This is a genomic window from Pelagibius sp. Alg239-R121 (assembly GCF_947331435.1).
Classification (GTDB): domain Bacteria; phylum Pseudomonadota; class Alphaproteobacteria; order Kiloniellales; family Kiloniellaceae; genus Denitrobaculum.
In genome coordinates this window covers 1-26,876 of sequence record NZ_CAMZOF010000008.1, presented here as the reverse complement: position 1 = coordinate 26,876, position 26,876 = coordinate 1, and the positions used below count along the sequence as shown (strand labels likewise).

Here is a 26,876-nt window from a genome sequence, read left to right as displayed (position 1 = left end):
AGTTGCAGCGACACGCGATGCCAACCTGCGCGAGAAAACCTGCGAATGCAGGCACTTGGCAGTTCCTCTACGCGGCCTGAAGCCCCCAGCCCTCTTTCGGAAACGTCTCTGTTGCATCTAGCTGCCGGCCGGGGGCAATAATGGAAGGCCATAGATGGAAGTTCAGAAGTTCAGGCGAACGCATTAACGCGGGAGGAGACATCGCGGCACATGATGCAGAAATGGAAATGGCCGCTCCTGCCCGGTTTGTGCGTGCATTCGGGTTTGGGTTTACTTTTGATGGCCCTGCCGGCCAAAGCGGACCCGGCGCCGCCCTGGAGAGAGCAGGCGCGCCAGCAGGTCGAGCGTACTGCCTATTCTGGCCGACTGACCGGCCAAACTCTTGCCGAACTCATTGGCAAGGGGGAGATGCTCTTTACCGGAAAATTGTCTTCCCTCGACGGCGTCGGACGGCCTATGGCCACGCAGGCCATCATTCCGACCAAACGTAAGCGCCCGCCCGCAAAAACCTTTCACCGAACAGCCGGTCTGGACGCAAGCAGTTGCGCCGGTTGTCATCATGATCCACTTGCCGGCGGCGCCGGCGGTTTTGCCGTAAACGCCTTCGTTTCGGAAGGTTTCAACAATGCTGACTTTGACAGCACCGATCCCCAGTTTTCCAACGAGCGCAATACCAACCACCTGATGGGTTCGGGGCTCATTGAATTGCTGGCGCGGGAAATGACTTTGGAATTGCAGACGACTCGGCGTCAGGCGCTGCGTGACGCGCGCAAAACAGGGCAGCCGCAAAAGATCGATCTGGTGAGTAAGGGCGTCAGCTTTGGCCATATTACAGCAACGCCCGATGGCATGATCGATCTGGACGCGATCGAAGGTATCGACAGTGATTTGGTGATACGTCCTTTTGGCCAAAAAGGTGTGATGACGTCTTTGCGTCAGTTTAGCGTGAATGCCTTGAACCACCATCATGGCCTACAGGCCAGCGAGCGCTTCGGTATCCGCTGGACCGGCGAGGCGGACTTCGACGAGGACGGTAAGAGAGACGAGATCAGCGAGGGCGATGTCACTGCGCTGGTCGTCTGGCAGGCCACGCGGCAACCACCGGTGCAGCTCGTGCCTGACGTCGTCGAATGGCGGGCGGCGGCGCGCAAAGGAGATACCCTCTTCGACGCCATCGGCTGCGCCGCCTGCCACAAACCTGCGCTTCCCCTGAACAGCCTGATTTTCGAGGATCCAGGTCCACTCGATACCGCGGGCACCTTAAGACGCAGCGACGTGCAAACGCCAACGAGTTACGATTTGGGGCGTCAGGAATGGGCCGAACGCCTGGCGCGAAACGAGAAAGGCCAGATCCTGGTCCCGCTCTTTGGCGACCTGAAACGTCACATCATGACCGACCGTCAGGTTGCGGGGCTTGGCAACGAACTTCTCTCCCAGCGTTTTGTCGAACGGAATGTCTTTCAGACAACCGAACTTTGGGGCATCGCATCGACAGCACCCTATGGGCATCGCGGCGACATGACGACCCTCGACGAAGTGATCCGAGCCCACGGCGGCGAAGCCCGGGCCAGCCGCGACAGCTATGTGGGACTATCGCTCCTAAACCGCGAAGCCCTCATTGCATTCCTCAAGAGCCTGGTGATCGTCGAATGACACGATACGTTTTGACGCGCGCCTGGATCCTACCAGTCCTATTCGCTGCAATCGCTTCTGAATCTGCGCTCGCACAGGAAGTCGGAACATCACCGGCCATGGATGTTCCCGACCTGCAGGAACAGGCTTCGCTTGCTGGAATTGAGCATCGCTACAACGGTCCCTGGGAGTACTTCGTCGGCGGCGGCGCAGCGGCATTTGACTGCAACGGTGACCGCCTTCCGGACCTGGTACTTGCAGGCGGCACAGCGGCAGCCAAGCTTTACCTCAATCGAAGCCCGACGGGAGGGGCATTGAAGTTCGAACACAAAGCCGATGCGATTCCGGCGAGTGCCGCAAAAAAGGTTACCGGCCTTTATCCCCTCGATATCGATAACGACGGCTTTATGGATTTGGTTCTCCTGCGCGTGGGCGAGAACGTGATCCTGAAGGGTGGACCGGATTGCAGCTTTGCAAAATCCAACCGCGAATTCGTCTTTGATGGCGGCCGCAACTGGACCACGGCCTTCGCGGCCACTTTCGAGCCCGATCGTCTTTATCCCACTCTTGCGTTCGGAAACTATGTCGACCGCTCGGCCCCCGGTTCACCCTGGGGTACGTGTCATGACAACTTCCTGTTCAGACCTGGCGGGCAAGACGGCCAACCTGACTACTCAGAGCCGCAAGCACTCAGTCCGGGGTACTGCGCACTCTCAATGATATTTACCGACTGGAACCGCTCAGGTGAGCCGGCGCTGCGCATCACGAATGATCGCCAGTATTATCGCGACGGACAGGAGCAGTTATGGCGGGTGGAACCAAACCGCCCTGCCCGTCCCTATCGCGCCGCCGACGGTTGGAAGCGCGTTCAGATCTGGGGCATGGGTATCGCCGAGACCGACCTGGATGCCGACGGTTATCCGGAGTATGCGCTGACCTCCATGGGCGACACAAAACTGCAGACGCTGGACGAGGAAGCGGAAGACAACCGGCCGGCCTATCAGGACATCGCATTCGAGAGAGGCGCGACGGCGCATCGCCCCTATGACGGCGACGATCTTAAACCCTCGACCGGTTGGCATGCTGAATTTGCGGATTTCAACAATGACGGCCGCCAGGATCTCTTTATTGCCAAGGGCAACGTGGAACAGATGCCTGACTTCGCGGCCTATGATCCCGACAATCTACTTCTAGGGCAGTTCGACGGCAGCTTCTACGAGGCCGGCAAAGCAGCCGGCATCGCGCTCGACCGCAGGGGTCGCGGCGCGGTGATCACCGATTTCAACATGGACGGCCTGCTCGATTTAGCAGTCATCAATCGCGAGGCTCCTTTGAGCCTGTTTCGCAACCGGGGCACCCGAACAGCCTATGGATTACGGCCTATGGGCAATTGGTTAGCCGTCGAGCTGCAACAGGATGGCGTGAACCGAAACGCGGTCGGTGCGAGCATCGCCGTAAAATCCGGTAACGAAACCCGAGTTCGGAAAATTCAGATCGGCGGCGGTCATGGCTCCGGCCGTCTAGGGTTTCTGCATGTCGGTACTGGGACTGCTGAGCGCGCCGAGATTCGCGTCAAATGGCCTGACGGCGCCTGGAGCCAGCCCTACCGGGTTTTCACCAACAATTTCGTCGTGATCAGACGCGGAGCCAAAACCGCGCGTTATTGGTATCCTGCCGAGGAGTAACGGCAGAATTCTATAGAACCGGTTCCAAGGAAATTGGCGGAGTGAGAGTCCGCGAATAGTTTATATATTCTGCAGATTTTCAGGACACATTCGTACTTACCCACAAATCAACCCATGACCGTGACATCAGTCGAGCCGGGATTTTGCGGGATTGAATGGGATTTCCCGGGACGGCTTCTTTCTCTCCTCCCCTATGCAGTTAGTGCGGATAGCGCAGATAGCTTTTTGTGTCCTCAAAAACCGCAGACTTCTGTCGTTTATCGCCCCAACCTATCTGCACAGCAGAAATTGCAGTTAGCTGCAGTTAGGTTTGTCTCCGGCTGCACCAATCAATGCGAGCACTGGCTCAATTGGCACTGGCCATAACGAGCTAATAAGTCTCCCATTGGTGGGGAGGCTCGTTTAGGCGCATCCAGCCGATTAGGCCCTTTATGTTTCTCGCCACGTGGACCTTTGAAAACCTCCATCGGCAATTCTCGAATTGAGCAAATGTGTGCGTGTACTTTGGGCCGCCTTCAGATATAGAATTTCTTGTGAAAGCCAGAACCCATTCGCCATCCGGTGGAACCTGATGTGTCATAGGAGGGGTCTTGACCCTGTAATGCTCCACCCACAGCAAAGGTTGTGGTTCGATGGCACAGTATTTTCGATCAGGGCACAGAACAGTGTTGGCCGCTGGACAGGCCGATGCTAATGACGGAAACCCTGCAAGCACTCCTAAAGCAATGATGAAACGAGCAATCATGAATGGTTTTTCTTCAGTGTTTTCAATCTAGAATATTAGAACAGAAAGCGTTGCGCCAATCAATTAGAAGCAGCACTTTTGTGCTTAAAGTCGGCCAGTTGCAATGCCCTGAGTGCAACTCGCGAGCTTTGTAGCTCCAAGCAGCGATCAACTTCGACTTCGCCTTGTTCGCTGCTTCGTAGTCGTTCAGGGGCTCGGCGGGCGGCGTTAAAGGCTTTGCATCTGCGAGCAACTGGTTGATGCGTCGTTTACTGAGTCCTGTTGCCGCTGCGGTCTCTGCTGCGAACCCTTGCTGCTGCTGCGGGCTCTTCTGCCTGCCCAATACGTCGTGGGTGGGAAATCACTTCCCACCCATCTCTTGACGCAATTCCCAGATCTCTTTCCGCCGCCGCAAATGTTCCCGCTTCTCGTCCGTCTTCCGTCATGCTCAACCTGCTAGTTGCCTGCTAGAACAGGTCACTTCACGGCATCGCCTTTAAGGCCCCCCGAAACTCCTTTTGACGGAGTCCGAAAACTCAGCCCTTCAGCGTTCGCTTAACATCTGCCAGTGTCGTACCAAGCTGCGCAGCTATGGCAGCATGAAGACGATCGAAGCGGCGGCTCTCCTGGCATGATCGATAGGTGAGGTTATGAGCCTTCCGACAGGCGAACCGTGGCGGGCTCCCCGCGAAGTGAAGCTTGCCTACACGCTCAAACGTGACCGGACACAAGAACCACCAACGTTTTCCACCGCTGGCCAGGGTTGTCTGTGTGAGCTGGATCTCTTGGGTTATGGACTTGCCTCGACACGAGAAGTCCAGGCGGATGTTGGGGTAGCCTGCGCTGTAGACCATCGCGCTATAGCTGATACTGGATCCGCTCGACCAGGAGAGGCTACCCGCAGTGCGCGAATCCTTGCCTAAGACGCCAAGCCGCTTCAGATCGAAGATCGACAGCGTGAGCGTATCTTCCGCCGCAGTCTTCGGGCATCTGGTCGGTCCGCTGCCATATCCGCCCATTTCCAGATTTCCTAAATCATTAGCAAAAGTCAGGTCCAGTAGATGGTCAATCCAGACCTCAAACCCTTGGGCTGCATGCGCCTGAACACCGATATTGCTCGGTCTGCAGCGTGCCTGGCTCGTGGTGTCGTGAAAGCTCCGGGGCCGTCCGACAGGAGGTCATCTACGAACATCTGTTCGCGGAGTTCGCAGACCTTGAGATAGCGCTCCCGGAATTCCGGGTATTGGTGGAACCATCTGGCGATTGTCTTCGCCGACGGCATGTTGGGTGCCTTGCAGATTTGGCTGATGCTCTTGAACTCCATCAGACCGTCAATCAGCCGCTCTTCCACAGCTTCAGTGAACTTGCTTGGTCTTCCGCCCGGCATTTACCAGCCCTCACTCCCAGAGCGCCCAACGCGCCCGCGCGCGTGAAATTGTCGCGAAACTCGCTGCGGGGTCATATGCCCCATGCCGGTGTTAGATCGAAAGCAATCGCCAACAACGCGCCCATGCTCAGGACCACCAAGGCAGTAAACGCCGTGTCTCTCCAGAAGTAAGGCTTCCGTCGCCTGCTCATGATTGCTGGCCCTCTGCTCTCTGTTCGATCTCCCGCTTGAGCTCGACAATGCGCCGCTCATACTCGGCAATAAGGTCCTCCGGCGTGGCCGTCACAGGCTGCAGGCCAGCTGGCACCTTTGAAGGTGTGCAGCGCTCTATGGCCTCCTGGCCGCCTTTCTCGAAGTCCTCGACAACTGTTTTCTTGAAGAGCTTCATCAGACCCGCGCGATTGGTGCTGGGCTTAGCTTCCATCAGACAAGTCCTTCTTGTTTCAGCGCTGTTTTGAGCATGGCCGGTTCGGCATCGGATATCGTCATGAACAGCCGCATGATCGGGCTGATCTTTCCGCTGTCTTGGCAAGAGCGGTAAGTCAGGTTGTGGGCCTTGCGACTGGCGAAGTACGGCGGCCGTCCAGCAAGATACAGCTTCCCTACCCGCTCCCCGGTGTCGGGGCATATGAACCACCAGCGTTGCCCGCCGTAGTGGCATGGCGTCGATTCAAGCAGGATGATTTCAAGCGTTGATTTGCCGTTTACGGCGTATCGCAGATTGAGCTTGGAATTATCCTCGCCGTACATCTGGGCTTCGAACGTAACGCTGTGCCCCCAACCGATAGCCGCCTCGCCTGTTGTGCTTCCGAAGCGATCGAAGGCGCCGGCCTCGTTCAGGTCGAAGACCGATATCTCCGGCGTGTCGTCCACCGTCTGCTTCGGATACAGGGTTGGTCCGCTACCCCAGCCGCCCAATGTCGCAATCTCCTCGTCTCCGTTCTGGAGGAGATTCTACATTTGTTCCCTTGCCGATGCCAGCTTGGCCGCATGAGTTTTGTAGTAATTTGGCAGTGGCCGAAATTGACGAACAGCTGCGTTAACCGGCTCCGGGAAACAGCTTAAGTGAGCGACGCAGCGTGGCAATCAGTTCGAGATTAAATTCGTCACCATTTTCAACAGACCACAGAACAGTTGTGCAGTGGTTGGTGTCGAAATGCGTCTTCGCCTCGTCAAATTTGGTTTTTTCACATGTGTAGATAACTGGTTTCCCCAAACCCTCCGCGTAGCCTGCCTCCCAATAGGCTCCCGAATTATCGTGGGTGAGATCGACGATTACAAAAGCTGCGTCGCGAATTTGAGCCCGCATTATGTTGTCGATGATTCCTGCACGGGGAATATCGCGCATGTCCACAAGATCATAGCCAGTTGCCTCTTTCACGGCCGGCTTGACGGAGTTCTTGATGAATGAATCAAGTATATCGTTGTTGAATTGCAGCGCCATAAAACCGTAATTTCCAGCTATCCGGCCTCGTTTCTCAGCCTCGTAACTGTCCCAACCGTCTAGCGTAAGGTTGATATTTATGAGGCCACTTCCGTCCTTGCTACTGGCGTTCACCCCACTGAGTAGGCCCCTGCTCACAAGCTCTAACGCCAATTGCGCAGCAAACTCGGGGTTTGGCGCTCCAACAACGGCATAAAATTCAATGGGTAAGGAGGGAACAGGTTCGCCTGAAACGGCCACTTCATTACCCACATATTTTATGATGTTGGTTGCCTGTTCGGAAGGATTCGGCCCAGTGCAGCCGTTTTCGATAAATTTGATCACGAACTCAGATCTTACGTCAGGCCGATCAGAGAAATCCTCGCCACTTCCAGTTCGCAGGCGGTGCGACAGTCTGGCACGACACAAATCTGAGAGTCTGTGTCCAGCAGGCTTAGGAGGGTGCAACAGGTCTCTCCAGGCCTCTTCAGACAAGTCGTATTGACCGCAGACGGGACAGTTAACGCTAAGGTCTCCACCGTTCACAACTACTTGAGCAGCTGTGGAGTACTTATTTTGGCAAATCGGACATTCACTCAGCATGCGGATCCTTCGCTACGTGGGGCGATTTAATATAGAACTGCCGTCGGCCGACACCTACCGAACAGGCTTTTCCAACCATCTATGATCGTGCTTCAATACCGCCTGCAATGATAGGTAATTTCGTTGGGGAAGATGGATATGCGAGCAGCTTCGACCGTCGCCGCCTTAGGCATGGGCCTGATTGTCTTGAGTGCGTGCGTCCAGAAACCGGCATCTAATGGTCAACTGGATTCGGCCGTCAGTGCTTCCACGGATGCCCCTGCCAAGACCGGCACGGACTGGATCTATGAAGAGCTCATGAGCCGTATTTTGAAGGCACAGGTCGGGCGAGCTGGCAGCGGCTCCAGTTACAGAAAAGGAGAGCGAAACCCTTACCAAGAGGGTCTCCGAGGCTCTCCGCACAAAGCTTTGTCTGCGTGCTTGATCTGGGACTATACGGACCTGCGCGTCGAATATCACTCCTGGCACGCACGCGGACATCCAGACTGGTCAATTGCAGCGTTTAACGCTGTAAAACATTGCAACGACAACAAGCGCCAAAGGCAGTTTTCCTGCACCTGCCAGGTCATCGACCACGACGACGAGAATGTGCTTAAGGTGCCGGCCGACTTCCTGACGAAGTATGAAAAGAAGTTTTCGGTGAGCACTCAGCATTGAATGATCTCGCTCCTATCTGCGCTGGCTTCTGGAGTTGCGTTTTTGCTTTCCAGACACTAATCGCTGGACTTTTAGCTGTAATCGCAGCCGCAGGAACGGCTTATGCAGTTTGGCGCTCTGCTCATATTCCTGCGGTACAACAGGAAAGGCATGAGCGCGATCAGCAACGCCGCCGGCGACGGCATGGCGCTAATATACTTGCAGGAGAACTCTCTCATGTTTCTGAGCGAGCTCATCAGGCAGCGGCTACTATTAAAGTGATCATCGCCGCGAATAAAACGCTGACGGAAGAGATGAAAGACCCACTTTATTTAAAGCCTCCAGCAACTCTATCTAATTGGGAGGTTACGTCTCTTTTTCCCGACGAATATCAGCGTCGGTGTATCGATTTCACCAACTTGATCAACAGACACAATTTTCATGTCGCCCGAGCGGGAGGCGTATTCGGAGACACCAACTCTCAAAAGACTGTACAGCGTCGAGTCAAATCGATTTCCGATATCGCTCATCGACTACGCAATGATCTGGATCCACAGAATGGTACTGTCAAGGTAGTGCCGCGAACGCGTGACGACGATTGAGCGGCTCAGCGAAAACCGCGACCTGCTCCCGAGCACACTCTGACAGTAGCCACTCCTCGAAGGCGATCACGCCCGGATGCTGCCGGTGCTTCACGGAGCAGACCAAGTGTCAGCCATTTGCACTCGTAGTTTAAATTTCGAACAGTGCGACCAACTCTACCAAATGTTATTGTCGCCGAAAATAATTCACAACATAAGCGAGCATGGATATGAGGGGGGAGCCGAGGTCTCGATCAGGCGAAGGAATTAGCAAGGACGACGAACCCGAGTACATCAATTGTTGAGGTTGCTGCGTAGTTCAGAAAGTCCAAGTGTGGGAGGGCACGGCACTTCGCCGAATAGCTCCATACGGTCAAAGTGATCGGAGATCAGAGCTTCTATATGAAATCCAATTAGTCCCTCTGGGGTAGAGTAACTTCCAACGCATCAATGTCTTGTCTTAGACCTTCAATGCCAGTTCCAAGCCGGTTAATCTCCGCCGCATTTGCGTCCACAGACTGATTTAGCGCCTCTAATTTATCACCGAGTGATGATTGCATTTCTTGCAATTCTTTCCGTAATTCGCTTACTTTACTAAAATTATCAGTAGTAGAGGCTTGCCGAGTAAAAATAGTTCCAACAGGAAGGGCTAACATAACAAACAATCCCAATAACCCGGCTTTAACCTGACAATCAAAATTGTTCCAAGGTCCTCGCTTAACTCCATGTGTAATTCCTCGTGCGCCAAATAAAATGCTTAATAAGAGGAAGGCTCCTATAAAAATTCCACCTACAACCAATACTACTTGGGCGTCATCGCTGACCGTGTTCGACAAAGCAATGATCCCCAGCAGGGTGGGGCCGAAAATGGCAACAGCGCATGTTATCATCGCCATCGCGACGCTTTTTTCGTGGTTCGTTGCATCCCGAACAGTGTTTGAGGGGTCGGTGCTCACATTGCACCTACGTGGTTGTTTTTTGGTCCCCAAATCTGAAAACTTGTCTACCGTAATTCTTCAACAACTTCTCCCAAAGCTATTGCGACAGAAGTAGCCGACACATATTGCCTCTCTCGAGCTCTAGATACGTATTCTGATCTGGATTTAATTAGCTCGATATCCTGCCTAATCAACTCACCGTCATCAGAATGCAACAAATTGTTCAAATTAGGGCGATGATTGACGGTCTTTAGGGGGTGCAGCACCATCAGATATATATTAAACGTAAAAAAATACAACGCATCTGACCGCCAATTATGCTTTTCCCCAATAAGCTCCTCCAATAGGTGTAAATCGTCTAGCGTAGGTCTTGGTGGTTTCCTATCTCCTTGAAGTCGATTAACAAAATAGGTGTCGTACTCTTCACGCATTCTCTTGCCCCCCAGAGAATTTTAGTCCCTAAACAACTTATATTAGTTGCAGCATAAACCAATTCGTTAATAAATGATTAATTATGATGCACCCCGAACAACCTTGGAGTCGAGTCTTTTGCGAGTTATCCTCGCCTTGGTTGCTCTGTTCCTGGCATTTCCAACCCAAGCCCAGACCGTCACCGGCCCAGCAATCGTCATTGACGGCGATACCCTGGAGATAAAGGGCGAACGGATCCGCATCATCGGCATAGACGCCTGTGAATCCCGACAGAAAGCCAACTTGAACGGCCAGGAGTGGCCCTGCGGCGTGATGGCAACCGCATGGATGGTCGAGCGTACGCTGGGCAAGGAGACGCGCTGTATGGCCAGTAAGCGGGATCGCTATAAGCGGTTATTGGCTGTCTGTAAGGTTGACGGCGAGGATTTGGGCGCCGGCATTATCCGGGACGGCCTTGCTGTGGCTTACCGGTACAGAGGCAAGGCGTCGAACCCAGAGTACCTGCCAATCGAGGCTGAGGCGCGCGAAGCAGGTAGGGGGCTGTGGGGGAGTGAGTTCAAGATGCCGTGGGAGTGGCGTAAAAGGAATTGATGGATAGTGTTACGGTAATACTACTCATCAACCTGCGGCGCGGGTTGGTTGGTAAGACTTAAGCGAGTAACCTCACCGGAAATGATCTGTTTTCGACCGATCACTTCGACTGAACCATCTCCGAATTGCGCTTCAATTGAGAGTTCGCCCATAGACTCCAATTGCAACGGAAGTGCTGGGATCGCAGCTGTAGCCCAGCTATCTAGGTCGTGCGCTTCAACTCGGCCAGAAATCGTTGCGAGAAGCTTACCATCAAGTTTGTATCGCAATTGCACATCTTCAACCGTCAATTCTCTGGGTTTGAATTCCGCATAGACTGCGAGCCTGATGTTGGCAGGGAACTCGCTCAACACTATGTGGCCAGTGTACACCCCAATAAGTATTAGCTTATTACTGATTTCCTGCCTGATATCATCACACAGTAGAACATTGCGAAATCTGATTTTTTTACTCATTCGTTGTCTAGGTGTTCAATATAGAAGACTGCGCCAACGCGTTGCGGTGACGCTGACGATGTCTGAGTAGTAGTGCCCGAAGCCCATACAGTACCCATTTGGCTCGCTGCATCGAGATTCACGCTCTGTGACTCAATTTTTCGCTGTTTCGCAATCACCTCCTCTGCGGGCTCAAGGGTGATCTTGAGTTGCGCATCAAGCGCACGCGATAGCTTTAACAGAGTTGAGACTTGCCAATTTGGGGTGTGAGACTTCTCCAGGCGACTTACCATCGATTGTTTCGTTTCTGCCGCGTCAGCCAGCTCGCTCTGGGTAAGCCCGCGCCTCTCTCTCAGCTCTCGAAATTGCTCAGGAACGCTCTCCTCGAGTTTGATCTGGAACCACTCGTCGCGAAATCCTCGCCTCTCTAACTTGGGGGCGAGGTTCAAATCAATGGAACGTAATTTCGACACCTTTCTTTCCCTCCAAAATCATTTCGTTTTTTCGTGCCTTTGCGAGCTTCATTAGCCGCGGAGGCGTTTTCTGCGTTTTCTTAACAAATGCAACAACTATTGGAATGTTGGCCCCGTCAAAGAAATAAATAAGACGGAATGCCATATGCTTGTGGCGAATCCGGAGTTCAAATAACCCGTCGCCTAGCGGTTTACTGACTTTGCCCCGTAGAGTGTGCCCTTCTTCTTTAAGTTGAACGACGGCGTTGTAAATTCTTGCTTCGGCGGCATCGTCAACACTCCCTATCAGGTCGTCGTAAACAGCTTCGTATTGGAGTACTTTCCACAAAACTTATTACTCATATGTTATTTTTTGCGACAAAAAACAAGAAAAAATCACACTCAGGGTATAACGTCATCATACCCAGGGTATACCACCAGATCGGAGAACCTGAGGCTCATGCCCAGTTCTTCCTATTCAATGCAATGAATGCGGAATGTCGATAGTGTGCCATACGTCCCTCGCTTCCTCGAGGCGGGCTGCGAGCTATGCTGCCGGCATCCTGCCTCCCCCATAGCGGGAAACACTGACACGGAATTCAATGCAGGGCAATTGTGTTGGAGGGTGGAATACGACGGTGTGTGGGATCTTTGTGATGGCAAAAAAAGACCCGCGCTCAATCGCGCGGGTCCACTTAGCTCGAAGGCTTTTGTGAGCTATGCGACTTTTTTCTCATCGTTTTCTTGCCAATTAATATGACAATTTTGAGGTTTCTCATCTTTCCCCATTTCACTTTTCTCGCAAGTGAAATGAAGTTCAATCTCGTCGCCTGCCGCATGAGCCGAGCTAATACTCATATCGTCAAAAATGGAATCAAGAGCATCCTCCAGCTTGGCTTTGTCGTCACTTTTCGGCATGTCTGGCAACTTCAAGACTTCCTTGAGTGCAAAAACACGAAGTAGCTTTTCACCCTGTGGAGAAAGGGGTGTTGCTCCATTCTCACAGCGAGAAAGATGCTCCGGGCTTACTTCTGTCTTTCTGGCTAGCTCGGATTGCTTTAGTCCGATTACTTTTCTAGCAAATTTGACCTCAGGCCCCGACAGCTTGCGCGAGTGCAAAAGACGCGTCAAAAGCACAGTACCCAGCAGTTGCGGTATATCTGGGATTTTATAGCTCACGACCTCATTGCTGATCGGATCGAACGAGACCGTCACAGATTTGTGCAGCAGAACCTTGAAAGGCGCGCCGAGGGCAGTCGCCTCAAAGACATCGGCAACATGCTCGACGGCTTCTTTCCTATTCAATGAAAGAGCCATCACAGTTCACTCCTCTTCAATACCGTCACGCTTCGAAGTTCGACTTCGCACCTCTCTGACGCGACCACAATTTCCAACTCCAGGACATGGTTATCGGTAGTTTCGCCGACTATGGTCCAGAGACCTCTTCGATCCGACATGTCTGATACACGAACATAGCCAGTTCGCAAAACATGCACGACGTCAGCCAAATCAGGGAACTCGGTTCCAAGAAGCCCCACGGATTCAACTACAACTTTTAGGTCCATCGGTTGATGGCGAGCCCATTCGTTAATGAACTCCGTTTCAATCCGATTCGCGTCGTTTTTTAACGGGATCACTGATACGTTCCTTTATACCGCGAGATGCGGTTAAGATAACGCTAACTTGATAATTTATCAAGTTTTAGATTTATCGAGAACTAGGTGTAGGTCTCACCTGACGCGGATCAAGCTCATCCCCCTCACTAATCCCGCTGCGCTCATCCAGCCACAGCTCGATCGCCTTCAGATCGTAGCCGCGGAGAATCTGGCTCGTTCAGCCAGCGCCATAACTTGAGTAACCCGCCCATCTGTCAGGCATAAAGGCTTCGACGATCTCAATGGCAGATCGCTGAGCAGGGTCCACTTGTGAAAGCCTGGCTTCGGCCCAAGCAATCCAATCCGCGATTGTGCGATCATCAACGACTGTATCGGTATCGCTTTTTGCTTTCTCGCGCAGAGCGTCCAGGAAAACCCTAATTCTGCGGCATTCTTCCCAATCAATCGCGAGCTTTTGAAATTTGGACCAACGCTCATTGTCGAGTCTCTGAAGCCGCACTCGCTCACGCTCCTCCGCCCGCTCTTTCTCGTATTGCTTCTCGCGTTCCTCTCTTGCACTTCTCATCTCAACCAGTACAGGCCCAGCCGCAAGGATCTCGGCCACGATACTGGATAGCTGTGTCTCGATCCTTTTGTCCGACGCTTCAATCCATTTTCGTTGTCGTATGGTGTTCAAGTGCGTCGTGATTTCGACGCGCAAAAATCCAGTCGAATGCAGGCCACCACTGTGGTGCTCGGGATAGGCCGACCAAGCATCTGGGTCGCCTAGAGATCGAGATCGCCAACGCGCCATCTTTTCAACGACCGTGCATTCGATTTTCTCATTGTCGACTAAGACGACAAGCCGGCCTGAAACAGGGGATTCAGCAACTCTACCACCCGCCTTTTCGATGGCGTAAAGAAGCGAACTCGTAAACTGAAATCTGTATATATCTCTTGTCGTCAGGTCGATTCTTGGGTCGTCTACCCAGGACCACCCATCAAACGATGGATCGTTCTGCTCCTGAAGCTTTGCTCGCCTTTGTTCTGCCTGAATCCGCTTGTGTTCATCAACCCAGAAGCGGATCTTTGGGTGGAGCCGCTTGTAATCGTGCGCACTCAGCACTGGCTCGGGAGTGATCTCCTGGTGAACAGAATGATCTGCAGTTGGCGTTTCAAGGCAAGAGATCCCCTCGCTCAAACGAATTTTGACGAAGCCCTGAACGCCCCGCTTTTGCGTTGGCAGGCTTGAAGCCTCGACAGTTTCGCCAGCTTTCTTCTTAGCCCAGAATTCGTCAATGGGAATAGGAACGTCCACTCGATGGCACAAGATCTTTAATCGTTTTGGAGATATCTCTAAGTCGGCCGCCACCTGTTCCATTGGCTTCTGCCAGACCAGCGCATAGAGCTCTTCTCTCGAGACGCGGCGCGTAGAACTCAATTGACCGTTTCCTTGTAGCTGGGGTTACGACGAAGCCCGCAGCCTACTCGGTTAGCGCCTTAAAATGAAAGTTAGCCTGACCACCCAAACTACATCCCATGCCTGACCATTAGGCGAAGCTTAAATGCCACACAAAACAAGACGGCCCCGCTACCGACATCTGGTAGCGGGGCCTGTAAACGAGCCACATGCATAGCGCTTAAGCGATGCGGCTCTTTTTGGCGGAAAGCTGCTCTGCCCTGGCGCGAGCCAACGCATCTAACCCGCCGTCGGCCAAATTCCGGTCAGGCTTAGGCGCCTTATGAGATGTACCTTTCCTGGCACGTGAGCGCTTTGTGGAAATCCTGTCGTGAATTTCGTCGTAAGCGATGCGGCGCTCCCAACGCATCTGGAGCGCAGTCCACAATTGATCATCTACCTTCATTTGATTGCGAAGGCACTTAACCGAGGCAACCCGATCACCGTTAGTCTCTTCGCTGATCTTATCGATAGCCGCATTTACGATGCGGCGGGCTTCGTTATCATCCATGGTCTCCACACGACCTCCTTGCTTTCTGCAGGATGAGTGATCGTGCGTCTTTTGCTTATCCATCAAAGGCACCTTTCATGTTGAGAAACGAAAGGCCGCAATGCTGTTTTGGTCCAACTTAATGGACAATGCTGATTTGGCAGCCAGGTAAAACCTAAGAACCTCACGGTGCTAAAACAAGTCACCAAATTGTGGATGCGGGCGCTATTCCCCCGCCCTCTCCTTGAACCTCACCCCGGCACCGCCGCCATTCTCCGCGATGAATTCAATGCCGGCTGCAGCAAGCGCTCGCGTGACCGCCTCGACGTTTGCGGCTGTACTCGCCCCTGTTCCCCTGTTCTCCATTCGCTGAATCGTTGCGAGCCCTAATCCGGCTTTCTCAGCAAGCTCGCGGCTTGACCACCCAACCATGCCACGCGCGCCCCGGATCTGCTCAGAGCTAATCATGATTTAATTTGCCTCATTTGTGATTTAATACGTTGCTTATTGTTCTTTGGTGATGCATATTAAATCATTACCGATGCCAATTGCAACACGGACGCAGCAAATGCCCTTCGACAGCCACCCTATCAAGCTTTCCGCCCTGGATGCAGCTTTGGCCCAGATGGAGGCTGCGGCCGCCGAGAGGCGCGCACACGAGATCGCAGATACCGCCGCAGCGCATTGCGCCCTCGCTCAGAAGATCATCGCCAACAATCAGGCTCCGGAGCTTGGTAGCGGCCTCATGGGTGCAGTTGGCATCGCCCTGTCCATGCGCTGCCCACGGACGGCTAAGCGCAAGGCTGCCGAGACACTGGCTTATCTCCGCAAGAACCGCCTTACCTGTAAGCGCCAGGGCCGCAACCACCACTTGGCTGATGCTCAGTTGCTGCGCCGAGCCCGGATCTTGAGGGAGTGCGCAATTGAATTTGCTGAAGAGATTAGTAAAACGGGATAATAGTTTTCAATCCTCAACCTGAGGACGCAGGAAGCAGGAAGCAGCCTTAAGCCCTCGGCAGGTAGCCATTACAACTATGGAGAAAGCAGCATGAGCACCATCGATGACCAATTGGACTTATGTCAGAACCTTGCCGGCCTCTTGGCCGCCGTTGCGGAGCCGGGTGCGCTTGGGGATCAGATGCCGTCCTCCAGCAAGCTTATGGCCATCATGGTTGTCGGTGAGCACCTTGAGACGCTCATTGAGCAGGTGCGGAAGGACCTCGACGAGCAGGAAGACGCCGCGAGGAAGGCCAAGGCAGCGACAGAGACGCAAGAGAAGGACGCGGCATGACTACCAGTAGCAACACAGCCTGTCAGGACCAAGCCGCAACATCCGAGGCTCTGGCCGAAGTCTGGAAACACCTTTCGGCCCTTGAAAAGACGGTCGAAAAGCTGAAATTCGCGGAGGCCACAATCATCACTCTCGCGAATGGTGATTTCCTGAACTCTGCTGACGGTCACAGGCCCAAAGTTGGAAACGCCGCACTTGGGGCGTTCTATGGCGCATCTAGTGTGTTCGAGAGCACACACGAGCATTGGCCCGATCTGCTGGGTGACCTTTCTGGCGCTGTCGGAAGTTTAGCGGCATCCTTGTCTGCGAAGGCCGTGCCAACAGGAGACTAATAATCCCCTGCCTGTCGACCACTCGGGGCGGGGTAACTCCCGCCTCTTTCTTTATGCATCTGGCTCCAGGCACACTAACGAGTACACAGTTTAAGCGGTTCGTTCTCGCTCAATTGCTTGAATAGCACTTTCGATCTTGGGTGAGAGTTTTTGATACATCTCGATCAAGATCTCTGATTTTTGGCTAGGAATTTCAACAAAGGCCCCAGTGTGCCCAAGAGGCTTACCAAAAAGCGTCAGATTTGCATGAAAGGCGCGGTAAGAAAGGTATGCTTGCATGATAGAAGCGACTTCATCCTCTGAAAGAAGCCCAAGCCTTCCCACAAACGAATTGTATGCGTCGCTCAACTGATAAACAGGTACCGCACTGGCGGCAGGTTCGGACAAAAATCCTTCGTTCCCAGCCTCTACGTTTTGCATCGTTGCATAGTGTATGATCTTCAATTCCTCGAGTATCGCAGCCCTTAGGGTCTCGCGTTCGTGCTGCCTTTCCGCTAGTCGTTGCATTCTTGCTTGCCAAGAGTTGAACCAAAGAGTGGTCATGACGCCTGCAAAGCCCAGAATGCCAACGATCAGCGTTTGGAAATCCTTCGCGACATCATACGTCATATTGGCATTAGTTCCTTCAGGCTTCGCTTAAGTGCCGTAAACCACCGCAAGTCTGAACGAAGAGTTTTGCAGGTGCAGTCATGATCACCACTTGCCACAAATCAAGTACATACCCCCCCAAATTCAGAGACATTTTTCTTAAAAAAGTTCAGGCAAGCAGGGGAATTCGGTCACAGGCAGATTCACTAAGGGTTCCAATTAGGCGCCGCCTTAGCTATCATTGCAACCAATTGTTGCTAATCATACTAGACATGTCGGTTGGGTAGCAAACTAACTCAAGGTGAGTTTGCATGAAATTTTTTACCCACCTACATGCAATTTGTTTAAATGGCGCTAATCCACATGCAACGCAGCATCAATCTTGGCTAAATAACTGATAAAAATATTATTTTCGATTCTGATTTTTATAGATGCAGTACTAAGTGTGAGTTTGGCGTGATCTCTTTGACCTTCGCAAGCCTCAACGAAGGAAGATTTTGAAATGCCTCATGAAACGAAAAAAGACGGTCAGGAGGGCAACAACCCTTTGGACGCCAACGACTTGTTTAAAGATTTAAAAGAAGCAGCTGTTTTTGGACTCACTACAATTGCACTCATTTTATTCATCCTTGGACCGCTGTTATTCCACCGATTTTGTTATGGAGACACTTCGGAATCCATCGCGTATGAGTGGGAAAGCGTGGCCTACCGCACGTTTTCCGTAGTTGCCTTGTCGATGTTTGTTCCCTGCACCGCAATCAGTTATTTCATTGCTCGACGTCGAGTAAGAAAGCGTGAGTTAATGGAAATTTGCAGATTACTCAGTCTCAACTACGAATATTATATGGGAATCTACGGTCGAGAGACAAAGCAAGTTCACTTTTTCTTTGCTGCAACATTTACATTTGTTGTTACACTTCTCGGCTTAACTGCGGTCATGCTTGGTGCGGAGCTGAATCTGAACAAAGGACTCAACTTATTGCTTCGGGGGTCGTTCGGAAGTCAAACTAATATTAACTCGGGGGGCGATGCACGTGCGCATGCGCAGTATCAATTAGGGTCATTGCTGTTTTTCGGCCTCGCATTCCTCGGAGCATATCTCTGGGGTCTGCAGGAAATAATCCGGCGCTACTTAACTAATGACCTCTCACCAGGCGTCTATTATACCCTCGGCGTGAGGATGATTTTCGCTGCGATTCTTGCGTTACTTGTTTATCAAATAATAGGAGGTAATGGGTCACCATCGAAAGCCCCAGAAGCGCTTGAGAAATTCGGCGGCGCTATCTCTTCACTTTTGGCCTTTCTTATCGGCATTTTCCCTCAGCGCGTGCTGCAACATTTTACCGATAAAATAAGCGTTTTCGCTCGTCCACAAGACACCGAAGGAATCGAAGTTCCGCTGGAGTTGATTCAAGGCATCTCGGTGAACGACCGAATGCGGCTTCTTGATGAAGGTGTAGATTCATGTTTCGACTTGGCACAAGCAGACTTCATTCGTTTACTCTTCACAACACCCTTTCCAGCGAAGCAACTAATCGATTGGATGTTGCAAGCCAAGTTATGTGTGTTTTTTCCTGACAAGCTCGACGACCTTCGGACAAAGGGAGTCCGCACAATCGATCAACTAAAGCTGCTCGATCATGACACCAAAGACACACTTACGGCACTCACTAGCGAAACAAAGCTTACTCATACGACGCTAGAACGAGCCAAAAGCGAATTAGATGGAGACATGTCTGTTGTTCAATTAGTGCAGTTTCGCGAATATTTGGGTATGACTGATCTGTTGATGCCACCAGATGCTCTCAAAAGCTCAACTTCAAGCTGAAGCTGCTTTGCATAGGGAAGGCAGACGATGGCGCGTGATCTGGAAACGCTTGGCGAATGCTTCCAAAAAGCTACTGAGCGCTTCGTCTGCCGATGACAACCACATCAACTAGGCCATGTAGGCACCTGATGATAAACGACCGTGAAATCTGGCAATGCGCAAATGAGATCGTCAAGCAGTACGGCAAGGATGCTCCTATAGAGGCAGCTATGCGCGCTGACAGAATGCTCGAGAAAGGGGACCTCGATGGCCAAGCCGTTTGGAAGCGGATTTTGAAGGCAGTGGAAGAGCTGTCGCGAGAGTTGCCGCGAACTGACGAACGATTGCAGTAGATCCTCTCCAGGCGGCTAGTAGAGCACCCGACTCAAATCCATATCCTCCCCTTCGCCAGGAATGTCTGCAAGGTCCTCGGGGCACACGACATGGAATGTCGCGGTCTCCAAGTTCCGAACAACGCAGTCGCCGGTATTCAGCCGCTCCGTAATCCCATCGTGTGACAGCGAGACGGAGAGCGCTCCATCAGCTTGCCACGCCGTGCTGATTAAAGCCGCCTTGTCGAGTTGCCGTACATCGGCGAACGACCTCAACCAATCCCGTATTTCAAGTGCGCGCTCCTGAGTGCCGTCGAATTGCATCATCAATACAAGTTCATCTTCGATCATTAGTCGTTCCTCGGTGTCTTGTGCCCACTCGGTGGCGGCCGGCGCTTTACATCATGTGACTGCAGCAGATCCTCCGTGACCTCGCTAGCCGCACGAGGAATGCACTTCGGGTTTGTGATCGTCTTCGATCGCTTGAGAGCCCAGGCAACGCTGCGACTGATTTGTTCCTTCATTGCTTAACCGTAGAACAAGAACAAAAAGGGAACAACAGGCAGTTATTCCCATCCTCGATCGAGCCACATAAACTGCCGTGCATGTGCGGACGCTATGCCACAGCCCGGCTCACCTGGGAGCAGATAGTCGCAATGTCGACGCTCACAACGCTTGGCATCCCCTCAGAGCCCCTGAGAGAGGCCTACAACATCGCCCCAACCCAGTTGGCGCCCATCATTGCCAGCGACCGGGAACAGCACCGCAGCACGCTCGCACGCTTCGGACTGGTGCCGTCCTGGTTCAAGAAGCCGCTCGAGGAGCTGAAGTTCGCCACCTTCAACGCCAAGTCCGAGGAAGTGACCGAAAAAGCCAGTTACCGCGGGCCTGTGAAGTCCCAGCGCTGCCTGATCCCGGTGCAGCACTTCTACTAGTGGAAAGGCAAGGGCAAGCCCTACGCGATCGGCAACAAGGACGAGACACCTATCTTCTTTGCCGGCCTCTGGACGCATTGGCGAGGCGAGAGCAAAGGCGAGGCTGTCGACATCGATTCCTTCATCATCATGACCACGGCCGCCAACGACTTTATGCAACGGATTCACAAGCGAATGCCGGTGATTTTGCAGGCAGAGGACTATGAGGCCTGGCTCAATGGCGAGACAGAGGAAGCACTGGCTGTTGCTGGCCAATATCCCAGTCAGCTGATGAGCGCTTATCCTGTAGGGCCGGCGGTTGGGAATGTCAGGAACCGGGGGCCAGAGCTGGCTGAGGTGGTGGGCGAGGCGATTTAGCGGAACTCGTCAACTGCTGTCTTCTCGCTATACCCCGCGCGGATCGCAGCCTGGATAGCGTTGACATCATCAGGTGTTCTTCGATGAAGCGAGCTTGCTTCGGAGTGAGCATTGCCATCCCGACATTTTTTCTCATTCGCAAACCTGCAGCTTATCCTCGCAGCGCATGTTGTTTTTCACGCATAAGTTCTAATGTGATACAATTGGGTTTTTGGCGCTTTGGAATTAAAATATATGAGCCCGCGACAAGACGATAAACTAGTTTCGATCCCCCATGACGAAGCATACGAACTTCTCAAGCTCAAGATAGTCCAAGAAGTCGAAAAAGATGTTCTAGAACGCGCCAAACATGCGCTACACAATTAGCCGCATGGCCCACTAGTGGCTTGTACCCGTGTCGGGATCGTGCTTTGTTCACTATGCCCTGTGCCCGTGGTATTGATGATGGCCCGGGCGTGGCGAGGTATTTACCCGCTCATTTCCCTCATCCCGGCGTCACGAATCGGAAGGGTGTGACCGGTGTCGCCGACCGGACTAGCGCCGAAGGTATATGAATCATGACTGCAGGGAAACATGACCAGTACACTAACCAGGTCGCTATCTTATTGGAAGGTGGTAACCAGTTTCCAATCGAACCCACGCTTGTCGGACTTAAGGCCAATGCGGAGGACAGAGGGTGGAGCCACAGGACATGTCGGATTGGGCAAAGTGATTCACTGGCTACTGCCGCAAGGAAACTCCGGTCGGCTTTCACGGGGTTTTGGAACGAAGGTACCCGAGTTTATTTGATCGGTCACGGAAGCTGGAAGAATCACACGGTGGGGACCAAGTGGGGACCTGACACGGCCGCCGCAATGTTGAGGTCGGCAGGCATGTGTAGTGTTGCAGTCGTGAGCCTCATCTGCTGCAAACTGGCCCGGGATGAGGACACTCCATCTGATGGGATCCGGGTCAACGAGTCGATGAGCAGCTTCGCTGCTCAGTTTCATCGCCACCTAAAAAACCTTGGCATAGAGACCTACGTGTTCGGGCGGACGTATAATGTGGGTGTGGATTTAGGCTCGGGTAGCAAGTGGACGACTAAGGAGGGTCGCAGGGAACGTCACCGCGATCGGTCCAAGATTTTATTCGGATGGAAAGATGATAAGCAGATTCGGAAGGATGCCTACACAGATGCTGAGATTGCCTTCCTGCCCTATGATGTGGAGATCTGACGGAAAGTTGTCCCTCCTTAAAACCCGTCCGCTCATAAATTCAGCAACTTATGGTTCGTCTTTGGCCGGGTGGGCGCGCCTGTGGAGGGCTTGAGATCAGCGGGACAGAACGGCACCCAACCAGAACTTCGGATCATCCATATCCTTTAGGTCTTTGCCTCTTGCAACGGCGCTGAACTGTTCTGCAAGAGCACCGGCTGCCGTCATCGATATCGAAACCCATGTCATGTACTTCGCCTTCGATGCGAGACCTCGCTGAGCCAGCATCCGAGAGCCGTGACGGTACGTATGACTGACCGCAAAAGACTTGAGCAGCGCAACGTTTCGCAGCATCTCTCCCGCGATCGTCCCGGGTCTCGTTGCACCTACGACAAGAGCCCGGCTGCGTCTCGGCAGATACGCGGTTGCGCAGCGCCCCGGAGAAATCATGTTCACCAGGAACTCCAGGCAGCTGATTGCCGCCAAAGCCTGCGGAGGAGACGCCCGGAGACTGCGATTGTGGGCCGCGAGCCTGACCTTGGATTGCCTGGCCAGTGAACGAATCAACAGAATCATCGGCCATTGCTGGTGGTCCGCCGATCTGCTGGCCAGTAAATAGATCCATCGATTCAGTCGTTTACCCGATTACCCCGCAAAACCGATTGTTGCTGAAACCCAGAGTTGCCATATTTGAGGAATGAAACGCCTTCTCGCTATGCTCGCCGTTGTCCTACCGGCGCTGTCGGTAAGCGCTGAAGAGGCGCCGAAACCAAACCACGGCGCACAGCAGGAACACGGCGAATACGGGCCGGTTCCGAACCCCGTGCCGGTCGGGTATCCCTACTGCGTTACAGTCGTCAAGACGCCGGAATATCGCGAGAAATACGGCGTTGCTTCAGTCTACCGGCCACCGCAAGACAGAATTGCTGCCGGCGCGTTGAATTTTGCTCGGCGTGAGGGAATTGCCATCTTGGTCCATTGCAATGAGGAATCGGCCTAACGGCTGATGTCGTTAAGATCGTCGTGGCCGCCGAAGTCCTCTTCCTGATAGGCCTTAATCAGCTCAGACACGCTCACCTTTTCCCGCTTCGCTTCTGTGGCGAGCTCCTGCAGCGTCATCCTGTCCCCGTCATCGAAAACAATGCTGGCCCCAACAACCTCAAGGCCGTGCCGCTCGGCCAACATCTCGACCGCCATGGTTTCGGCAGGCTGTCCGGCTTCCTTGGCCATACGCCTTAGCTCTTTCATGCCGATCGCCTGGCCGCCCGGTGTCGTCAGCCCAAGACCCCGCATAGCACTCCCAGACAAGCCACCGGGTTGAATGAATTCACGCATGGCGTTCCTGCTCACCGGCTCCGGACGACTTTGCATGAGATCCCGCAACGCATTCTGGCTCCGAGGTGCTGGCGCTATGGCCTGCTGATTGTTGAGCGCGCCAGTCGGTTGCTGCTGCGGGGGCTCATAGCTCTTTTCATCGCCAGCCAGGGCACCGACAGCGCCACCAAGGCCACTTGTTGAGATGGATACGCTAGGTCCCTTGGTCGCAGCGTTGGCCGCCATCTGTCCAGGGACGCCGCCCGCGGCCTTCTTAGCCACGGCAGCCGAGAGATCATAGGCACCACCAAACATCCGTCGTGCGCCATTCCGGAAGAACTCATAGGCCGAATTCGAGGTGTTGACCGCGCCGGGCACGCGATTCGTAGCCTGGAGCGCCGTTCGCTTAAGCTGCTGGAGCAACCCGATTTCCGACTGCGTGAAGAGGGTCTTCATCAGCGTTGGCGAATTCCTCATCGCGGCATCAAGCGCCGTCGCGTATTTGTCGCCGGAAAACAGCACTGCCAGATCCTGCCCGCGTGCTCCGATATCCTGATTCTGCACAAGCTTCAGAAAAGCCTCTTCCCGCATGGCCTTCCATTCCTGGCTGTTCGGGCCAAGAACAGATTTCATCTTTTGCAGCGCCTTCTCGCTGGCAGCCTTGGAGCCCAATTTTCCAGCCCCGAAGATCGTATTCAGCGCATGCTCTGGAGATAGATCGCCATCAACCAGCTGCTTGACGATCTTGTCGTTTTCAAAGCGCTGCGCCACCTTCCGGCGGGCGTCTCTGGCGTTCTTCCAAGCATCCAGCGCGGCATCGTCACCCGTGATCAGCCCTCGCTCCAGAGCCGTGTCGCTGAACTGGTCGTATTGAGCCCGTAAACGTTTCAGCGCCGCAGCTTCTGTCGGATTGGTGCGTTCAGCGCCCTGGATGGCATTTACAAGACGCTTGCGCCACTGTTCCATCGCCCCGACCTTCACGGCGGTAATCTTGCCGCCAGCCAGCTCCTGGAAGCTCTCGAATGTCCGCAGTGCCCGCGTGGCATTCGGCAGAGCCCCTATGTCGAAATCCCCCATGCTCTGGCGCATGTCTTTTGCCAGATTGCCCACGTCCTCGACATTCACAGCGGCATTGCTGGCGCGTGCCTTGTCATAAGCCGCAGTAACGCCCGCCCGCTCAGCCTTTGCCTGCGCCTTCAAGCGAGTGGTGGCCATGCCAGCGCCCTCACCCGGTGCCGTAACCAAAGGCTGGCCGCCAGAAAGCCTCGATTGGACACCGGGAATGTTCTGCCTTAATGCCTCCTGCTGGTTCGCCCGGAAGCCCTGCATCACATCCTTGGCGCCCTCACCGTGCACACCCTTCAACAGCGCGTCCTCAGTCGCCTGCTGTGTCACATCACGCGTTACATCGCCCTGGGAGAGCCGCACAGGCGATGGCAGGCTCTCCGCCTCGGCTAAGGCCAGGCTCTGCTGTGGTGTCGTTGCGCGCCGTGCAGTGTCCTCAAAGCGCTCCAGGAACTGCCGGGATGCGACATCAGGGTCAACGCCGATCTCTTCAAGGGCTTTCCGGCCCCGCTCTGTAACTTCTCCTGTGGCCTTGTTGAAATAGGCCGGTGAGGCGAAGAACCTGCGGAAGATGGCACCGACTGCAGATCCCGCGATCTCACCACCCGCACCGAACAGGGCCTCGACGGCAGCGCGGTCCAGATCGATTGGCTGCTCAGATCCCTGAGACCGGGCTGCCACGTCCAAGCCAATACTCTGCCCTGCTGTGCCGACCGCAGCCCCTCCGATCTGCCCAGCCTTTCCCGCAATCGAACCTGCGCCGCCACCAAGCCGAGCACCGGCCAGTGCCGACGTTCCCTCGACAATGAGCTGTGTTGCGTCCTGCAGCGACGCGCCCGGCCTGTTCAGATAAAAGCGCCGGCCATCGGGAAAGATGCCGATAGGGTTCCCGTGAGCATCAAAGTCGATCTGAGCATCAGGAAACCGCGACTGAAAGATTGCTGCTTCGCCAGCGGGATTGCCACGGGCCAAGGCGATATCCGCACCTGGCGCAATCGTCTCGCCGCTCTCTCTGATGATGTTCTGCGGCAGTTCACGGAGATCGAACTCGCGGGTTTTATCTCCAGTGTAGGCATCTCCGACAAACTGGCCCACGTCCCTCACTGTATTGGCCGCTCTGTGTAAAAAGCTGTCGTCTGCCGGTTCTGCAGGTGGCCTGGAAGCATCCAAAGGATTGGCACCATGCGTAGGGATTCTTGGCGTAAGCTCTGGCCCACCCGCCGTCTTTTGGAGAAATTCGGGGTCTTTGAAGGGATTCACCAAGCCGCCGGAGCGCTGACGGATCTCCTGCCCGAAACCATCTGATCGCGCGCGCGCCGCCGATACGGCTTCATCGATCGACGAAAAAACCCGCAGCACTTCACCCGTTTCTGGATCACGGCCACCAGAGGCCGCAATGCGTTTGATTGCGTCTTGCTCCGAAAGAATTTGCCCGCCGAAGACCGAAGGGATGTTTGTAGGCTGACCGCCGTTAATCGACGGATGCGTGACCGTTATGCTCTTCTCGGAATATTGTTCACCGCCTTCGCCCTGATACAGCTTCCGGCCTGCGGACGTTCTTTGTCCACTGGGCAGCGGGGCACCTGCTGAAGGCGGCGGCGCATTCGGCTGACCGCCCCCGCTGCGCTCCATAAACCCCGGATCCTTGAATGGATTTACGAGCTGTTCACCCGCCATATTCTGTCCTCCAGAATTCAACCACCTGCTGACGGGTTACACCGCGATTGACGCGCATGACGCCCTGTTCAAATTCATTGAAAAAGATGGTCTGCCCGGTATCTGGATCCGTGGCGAGCAATGGCGTTTCACGCTTGAACTGGTCCCAGGCCCGTAAGGCACCGTCATAGGTTCGGTTCTTGGCGTAGTGGTCTTCAAAAAACCGGGCCTGCTCCAGGTCGCGCCTGGCCAGAGCCTCTGCAGATCGGAATAGGAACTTGTTGGCCTCCGGTGTGTTCCTGAGATTCGCGAGTGTCTGCTCAATACGCGCGGCGTCGTTCTCTGTCTGCGGGCCTTTCTGCGCCTGCATCTTCGTCAGGACAATGTTGTTCATGACGCCCTCGAAGGCTTGGGCGTTTGTTGCGCTCTCGAGACCCCACACAGTTGGATCGAAGCCGATGCCTTGAATATAGGATGCTGCCCATTTTTTGAGGGGAGCTAAGCCGCCAGTGCGCACGTCGAGTGTCTGGGCAATGTTCAACTGCGCAATGGTGTTTTCAGCAGCGGCCGCCCTTTCTTGGAGTTTGCCGGCTGTTGCATCAAGCCGCTTTCCGCGCGCCTTCTGCTCTTCTTTCTCGGCTGCCCCCATGTTGATATCCGTCTTACCCGCCTGGGCAACCTGCATCCGCTGATCAAAAGTAAGGGCCGTTGAAGGCGCGCGGCTCTTGTTGGCAATATCGATTTTCTGCTGAACCGCCGCGTCTGAAAGCAAGTTTGGGTCTTTCGGCATTATGCTTCGCGCAGCCTGCAGAACTTCGTGCAATCCCTTTGGACTGTAGATCTCTGGCGCATCATCAATGCCAAGCTGCAGCACGGATCGCCGAGCAATCTCGTAGCCCTTCGGATCTTTCACGTCCTTAAATGCGCGATGGATGATCCCTGCC

General features: G+C 54.0%; 28 protein-coding genes and 1 pseudogene. 11 read left to right on the top strand and 18 right to left on the bottom strand.

The features are described from left to right. The first annotated feature begins 210 nt into the window (after positions 1 to 210). A complete protein-coding gene (locus tag QMZ18_RS24350) occupies positions 211 to 1,653 on the top strand; it encodes a di-heme oxidoredictase family protein (RefSeq protein WP_282608977.1) in 1,443 nt (480 codons plus the stop codon). Beyond that, positions 1,650 to 3,317, top strand: coding sequence for a VCBS repeat-containing protein (locus tag QMZ18_RS24345; RefSeq protein ID WP_282608976.1), 1,668 nt, complete (start codon positions 1,650 to 1,652; stop codon positions 3,315 to 3,317). The genes QMZ18_RS24350 and QMZ18_RS24345 overlap by 4 nt, the downstream gene beginning before the upstream one ends. Before the next feature lie 1,260 nt (positions 3,318 to 4,577). Here the strand turns inward: QMZ18_RS24345 and QMZ18_RS24340 are convergent. The 5 genes from QMZ18_RS24340 to QMZ18_RS24320 form a co-directional block, all read right to left on the bottom strand. Next, a complete protein-coding gene (locus tag QMZ18_RS24340; RefSeq protein WP_282608975.1) occupies positions 4,578 to 5,060 on the bottom strand; it encodes a hypothetical protein in 483 nt (160 codons plus the stop codon). A 29-nt stretch (positions 5,061 to 5,089) separates the two neighbouring features. Beyond that, positions 5,090 to 5,428 (bottom strand): hypothetical protein, encoded by a 339-nt coding sequence (locus tag QMZ18_RS24335; RefSeq protein WP_282608974.1) that lies wholly within the window; start codon positions 5,426 to 5,428, stop codon positions 5,090 to 5,092. Between the two features lie 187 nt (positions 5,429 to 5,615). After that, positions 5,616 to 5,852 carry a hypothetical protein gene (locus QMZ18_RS24330; RefSeq protein ID WP_282608973.1) on the bottom strand — a complete coding sequence of 79 codons (237 nt, stop codon included), beginning with the start codon at positions 5,850 to 5,852 and terminating at the stop codon, positions 5,616 to 5,618. Next, positions 5,852 to 6,346 (bottom strand): hypothetical protein, encoded by a 495-nt coding sequence (locus QMZ18_RS24325; protein ID WP_282608972.1) that lies wholly within the window; start codon positions 6,344 to 6,346, stop codon positions 5,852 to 5,854. Before QMZ18_RS24325 ends, QMZ18_RS24330 begins: the two co-directional genes overlap by 1 nt. 121 nt (positions 6,347 to 6,467) lie before the next feature. After that, positions 6,468 to 7,196 (bottom strand): hypothetical protein, encoded by a 729-nt coding sequence (locus tag QMZ18_RS24320; RefSeq protein WP_282608971.1) that lies wholly within the window; start codon positions 7,194 to 7,196, stop codon positions 6,468 to 6,470. A gap of 396 nt (positions 7,197 to 7,592) precedes the next feature. On the opposite strand from QMZ18_RS24320, the gene QMZ18_RS24315 reads away from it, so the two are divergent. Both QMZ18_RS24315 and QMZ18_RS24310 read left to right on the top strand, forming a co-directional pair. Next, on the top strand, positions 7,593 to 8,111 hold the full coding sequence (locus QMZ18_RS24315; protein WP_282608970.1) for a hypothetical protein: 519 nt from the start codon (positions 7,593 to 7,595) through the stop codon (positions 8,109 to 8,111). After that, positions 8,108 to 8,692: a hypothetical protein gene (locus QMZ18_RS24310; protein ID WP_282608969.1), complete on the top strand. Its 585-nt coding sequence runs from the start codon at positions 8,108 to 8,110 to the stop codon at positions 8,690 to 8,692. The genes QMZ18_RS24315 and QMZ18_RS24310 overlap by 4 nt, the downstream gene beginning before the upstream one ends. A gap of 392 nt (positions 8,693 to 9,084) precedes the next feature. Here QMZ18_RS24310 and QMZ18_RS24305 read toward each other — a convergent pair whose 3' ends face one another. Next, a complete protein-coding gene (locus QMZ18_RS24305) occupies positions 9,085 to 9,567 on the bottom strand; it encodes a hypothetical protein (RefSeq protein WP_282608968.1) in 483 nt (160 codons plus the stop codon). 591 nt (positions 9,568 to 10,158) lie between these two features. On the opposite strand from QMZ18_RS24305, the gene QMZ18_RS24300 reads away from it, so the two are divergent. Further along, a complete protein-coding gene (locus QMZ18_RS24300; RefSeq protein WP_282608967.1) occupies positions 10,159 to 10,632 on the top strand; it encodes a thermonuclease family protein in 474 nt (157 codons plus the stop codon). 20 nt (positions 10,633 to 10,652) lie between these two features. On the opposite strand, the gene QMZ18_RS24295 is transcribed toward QMZ18_RS24300, so the two are convergent. The 7 genes from QMZ18_RS24295 to QMZ18_RS24265 all read right to left on the bottom strand — a co-directional run bounded on the left by QMZ18_RS24295 (position 10,653) and on the right by QMZ18_RS24265 (position 15,530). Beyond that, on the bottom strand, positions 10,653 to 11,087 hold the full coding sequence (locus tag QMZ18_RS24295; protein WP_282608966.1) for a hypothetical protein: 435 nt from the start codon (positions 11,085 to 11,087) through the stop codon (positions 10,653 to 10,655). Further along, on the bottom strand, positions 11,084 to 11,539 hold the full coding sequence (locus tag QMZ18_RS24290; protein ID WP_282608965.1) for a helix-turn-helix domain-containing protein: 456 nt from the start codon (positions 11,537 to 11,539) through the stop codon (positions 11,084 to 11,086). Before QMZ18_RS24290 ends, QMZ18_RS24295 begins: the two co-directional genes overlap by 4 nt. After that, on the bottom strand, positions 11,517 to 11,867 hold the full coding sequence (locus QMZ18_RS24285) for a type II toxin-antitoxin system RelE/ParE family toxin (protein WP_282608964.1): 351 nt from the start codon (positions 11,865 to 11,867) through the stop codon (positions 11,517 to 11,519). The genes QMZ18_RS24290 and QMZ18_RS24285 overlap by 23 nt, the downstream gene beginning before the upstream one ends. Before the next feature lie 368 nt (positions 11,868 to 12,235). Beyond that, positions 12,236 to 12,835 (bottom strand): DNA-binding transcriptional regulator, encoded by a 600-nt coding sequence (locus tag QMZ18_RS24280; RefSeq protein ID WP_282608963.1) that lies wholly within the window; start codon positions 12,833 to 12,835, stop codon positions 12,236 to 12,238. 516 nt (positions 12,836 to 13,351) lie between these two features. Then, positions 13,352 to 14,494: a hypothetical protein gene (locus tag QMZ18_RS24275; RefSeq protein ID WP_282608962.1), complete on the bottom strand. Its 1,143-nt coding sequence runs from the start codon at positions 14,492 to 14,494 to the stop codon at positions 13,352 to 13,354. Positions 14,495 to 14,753: 259 nt separating this feature from the next. After that, complete coding sequence (locus tag QMZ18_RS24270) at positions 14,754 to 15,146, bottom strand: hypothetical protein (protein WP_282608961.1); 393 nt, start codon at positions 15,144 to 15,146, stop codon at positions 14,754 to 14,756. A gap of 141 nt (positions 15,147 to 15,287) precedes the next feature. Next, the gene (locus tag QMZ18_RS24265; RefSeq protein ID WP_282608960.1) at positions 15,288 to 15,530 is read right to left on the bottom strand and encodes a helix-turn-helix transcriptional regulator; all 243 of its coding nucleotides are present in this window, start codon (positions 15,528 to 15,530) and stop codon (positions 15,288 to 15,290) included. Positions 15,531 to 15,630: 100 nt separating this feature from the next. Between QMZ18_RS24265 and QMZ18_RS24260 the strand changes: the two genes are divergently transcribed. The 3 genes from QMZ18_RS24260 to QMZ18_RS24250 all read left to right on the top strand — a co-directional run bounded on the left by QMZ18_RS24260 (position 15,631) and on the right by QMZ18_RS24250 (position 16,685). After that, complete coding sequence (locus QMZ18_RS24260) at positions 15,631 to 16,020, top strand: hypothetical protein (protein WP_282608959.1); 390 nt, start codon at positions 15,631 to 15,633, stop codon at positions 16,018 to 16,020. Between the two features lie 90 nt (positions 16,021 to 16,110). Continuing rightward, complete coding sequence (locus QMZ18_RS24255) at positions 16,111 to 16,353, top strand: hypothetical protein (RefSeq protein WP_282608958.1); 243 nt, start codon at positions 16,111 to 16,113, stop codon at positions 16,351 to 16,353. Then, complete coding sequence (locus QMZ18_RS24250; protein ID WP_282608957.1) at positions 16,350 to 16,685, top strand: hypothetical protein; 336 nt, start codon at positions 16,350 to 16,352, stop codon at positions 16,683 to 16,685. Before QMZ18_RS24255 ends, QMZ18_RS24250 begins: the two co-directional genes overlap by 4 nt. 90 nt (positions 16,686 to 16,775) lie before the next feature. On the opposite strand, the gene QMZ18_RS24245 is transcribed toward QMZ18_RS24250, so the two are convergent. Then, positions 16,776 to 17,294 (bottom strand): hypothetical protein, encoded by a 519-nt coding sequence (locus tag QMZ18_RS24245; protein ID WP_282608956.1) that lies wholly within the window; start codon positions 17,292 to 17,294, stop codon positions 16,776 to 16,778. 481 nt (positions 17,295 to 17,775) lie between these two features. On the opposite strand from QMZ18_RS24245, the gene QMZ18_RS24240 reads away from it, so the two are divergent. Continuing rightward, on the top strand, positions 17,776 to 19,101 hold the full coding sequence (locus tag QMZ18_RS24240; RefSeq protein ID WP_282608955.1) for a hypothetical protein: 1,326 nt from the start codon (positions 17,776 to 17,778) through the stop codon (positions 19,099 to 19,101). A gap of 347 nt (positions 19,102 to 19,448) precedes the next feature. Here QMZ18_RS24240 and QMZ18_RS24235 read toward each other — a convergent pair whose 3' ends face one another. Next, positions 19,449 to 19,763, bottom strand: a complete 315-nt coding sequence (locus QMZ18_RS24235) for a hypothetical protein (protein WP_282608954.1) — start codon at positions 19,761 to 19,763, stop codon at positions 19,449 to 19,451. 254 nt (positions 19,764 to 20,017) lie between these two features. Here QMZ18_RS24235 and QMZ18_RS24230 point away from each other — a divergent pair. Continuing rightward, positions 20,018 to 20,704, top strand: a pseudogene (locus tag QMZ18_RS24230) (SOS response-associated peptidase). Positions 20,705 to 22,014: 1,310 nt separating this feature from the next. Here the strand turns inward: QMZ18_RS24230 and QMZ18_RS24225 are convergent. Beyond that, the gene (locus tag QMZ18_RS24225; RefSeq protein ID WP_282608953.1) at positions 22,015 to 22,473 is read right to left on the bottom strand and encodes a hypothetical protein; all 459 of its coding nucleotides are present in this window, start codon (positions 22,471 to 22,473) and stop codon (positions 22,015 to 22,017) included. A 121-nt stretch (positions 22,474 to 22,594) separates the two neighbouring features. On the opposite strand from QMZ18_RS24225, the gene QMZ18_RS24220 reads away from it, so the two are divergent. After that, complete coding sequence (locus QMZ18_RS24220) at positions 22,595 to 22,897, top strand: hypothetical protein (protein WP_282608952.1); 303 nt, start codon at positions 22,595 to 22,597, stop codon at positions 22,895 to 22,897. Here QMZ18_RS24220 and QMZ18_RS24215 read toward each other — a convergent pair. Beyond that, entirely contained in the window at positions 22,894 to 25,953 is a 3,060-nt protein-coding gene (locus tag QMZ18_RS24215) for a hypothetical protein (protein WP_282608951.1), read from the bottom strand. The genes QMZ18_RS24220 and QMZ18_RS24215 overlap by 4 nt on opposite strands. Beyond that, positions 25,943 to 26,876, bottom strand: a 934-nt coding sequence (locus QMZ18_RS24210) for a hypothetical protein (RefSeq protein ID WP_282608950.1), incomplete at its 5' end; no start/stop codon positions are given. The genes QMZ18_RS24215 and QMZ18_RS24210, both read right to left, overlap by 11 nt.

Bases quoted from the DNA above. Each gene is read 5' to 3' on its own strand.
- QMZ18_RS24350 (WP_282608977.1), top strand. From the start codon at position 211: ATGATGCAGAAATGGAAATGGCCGCTCCTGCCCGGTTTGTGCGTGCAT.
- QMZ18_RS24345 (WP_282608976.1), top strand. From the start codon at position 1,650: ATGACACGATACGTTTTGACGCGCGCCTGGATCCTACCAGTCCTATTC.
- QMZ18_RS24340 (WP_282608975.1), bottom strand. From the start codon at position 5,060: ATGGGCGGATATGGCAGCGGACCGACCAGATGCCCGAAGACTGCGGCG.
- QMZ18_RS24335 (WP_282608974.1), bottom strand. From the start codon at position 5,428: ATGCCGGGCGGAAGACCAAGCAAGTTCACTGAAGCTGTGGAAGAGCGG.
- QMZ18_RS24330 (WP_282608973.1), bottom strand. From the start codon at position 5,852: ATGGAAGCTAAGCCCAGCACCAATCGCGCGGGTCTGATGAAGCTCTTC.
- QMZ18_RS24315 (WP_282608970.1), top strand. From the start codon at position 7,593: ATGCGAGCAGCTTCGACCGTCGCCGCCTTAGGCATGGGCCTGATTGTC.
- QMZ18_RS24305 (WP_282608968.1), bottom strand. From the start codon at position 9,567: ATGGCGATGATAACATGCGCTGTTGCCATTTTCGGCCCCACCCTGCTG.
- QMZ18_RS24295 (WP_282608966.1), bottom strand. From the start codon at position 11,087: ATGAGTAAAAAAATCAGATTTCGCAATGTTCTACTGTGTGATGATATC.
- QMZ18_RS24280 (WP_282608963.1), bottom strand. From the start codon at position 12,835: ATGGCTCTTTCATTGAATAGGAAAGAAGCCGTCGAGCATGTTGCCGAT.
- QMZ18_RS24275 (WP_282608962.1), bottom strand. From the start codon at position 14,494: ATGGAACAGGTGGCGGCCGACTTAGAGATATCTCCAAAACGATTAAAG.
- QMZ18_RS24270 (WP_282608961.1), bottom strand. From the start codon at position 15,146: ATGGATAAGCAAAAGACGCACGATCACTCATCCTGCAGAAAGCAAGGA.
- QMZ18_RS24265 (WP_282608960.1), bottom strand. From the start codon at position 15,530: ATGATTAGCTCTGAGCAGATCCGGGGCGCGCGTGGCATGGTTGGGTGG.
- QMZ18_RS24260 (WP_282608959.1), top strand. From the start codon at position 15,631: ATGCCCTTCGACAGCCACCCTATCAAGCTTTCCGCCCTGGATGCAGCT.
- QMZ18_RS24255 (WP_282608958.1), top strand. From the start codon at position 16,111: ATGAGCACCATCGATGACCAATTGGACTTATGTCAGAACCTTGCCGGC.
- QMZ18_RS24250 (WP_282608957.1), top strand. From the start codon at position 16,350: ATGACTACCAGTAGCAACACAGCCTGTCAGGACCAAGCCGCAACATCC.
- QMZ18_RS24245 (WP_282608956.1), bottom strand. From the start codon at position 17,294: ATGACGTATGATGTCGCGAAGGATTTCCAAACGCTGATCGTTGGCATT.
- QMZ18_RS24240 (WP_282608955.1), top strand. From the start codon at position 17,776: ATGCCTCATGAAACGAAAAAAGACGGTCAGGAGGGCAACAACCCTTTG.
- QMZ18_RS24235 (WP_282608954.1), bottom strand. From the start codon at position 19,763: ATGATCGAAGATGAACTTGTATTGATGATGCAATTCGACGGCACTCAG.
- QMZ18_RS24225 (WP_282608953.1), bottom strand. From the start codon at position 22,473: ATGATTCTGTTGATTCGTTCACTGGCCAGGCAATCCAAGGTCAGGCTC.
- QMZ18_RS24220 (WP_282608952.1), top strand. From the start codon at position 22,595: ATGAAACGCCTTCTCGCTATGCTCGCCGTTGTCCTACCGGCGCTGTCG.
- QMZ18_RS24215 (WP_282608951.1), bottom strand. From the start codon at position 25,953: ATGGCGGGTGAACAGCTCGTAAATCCATTCAAGGATCCGGGGTTTATG.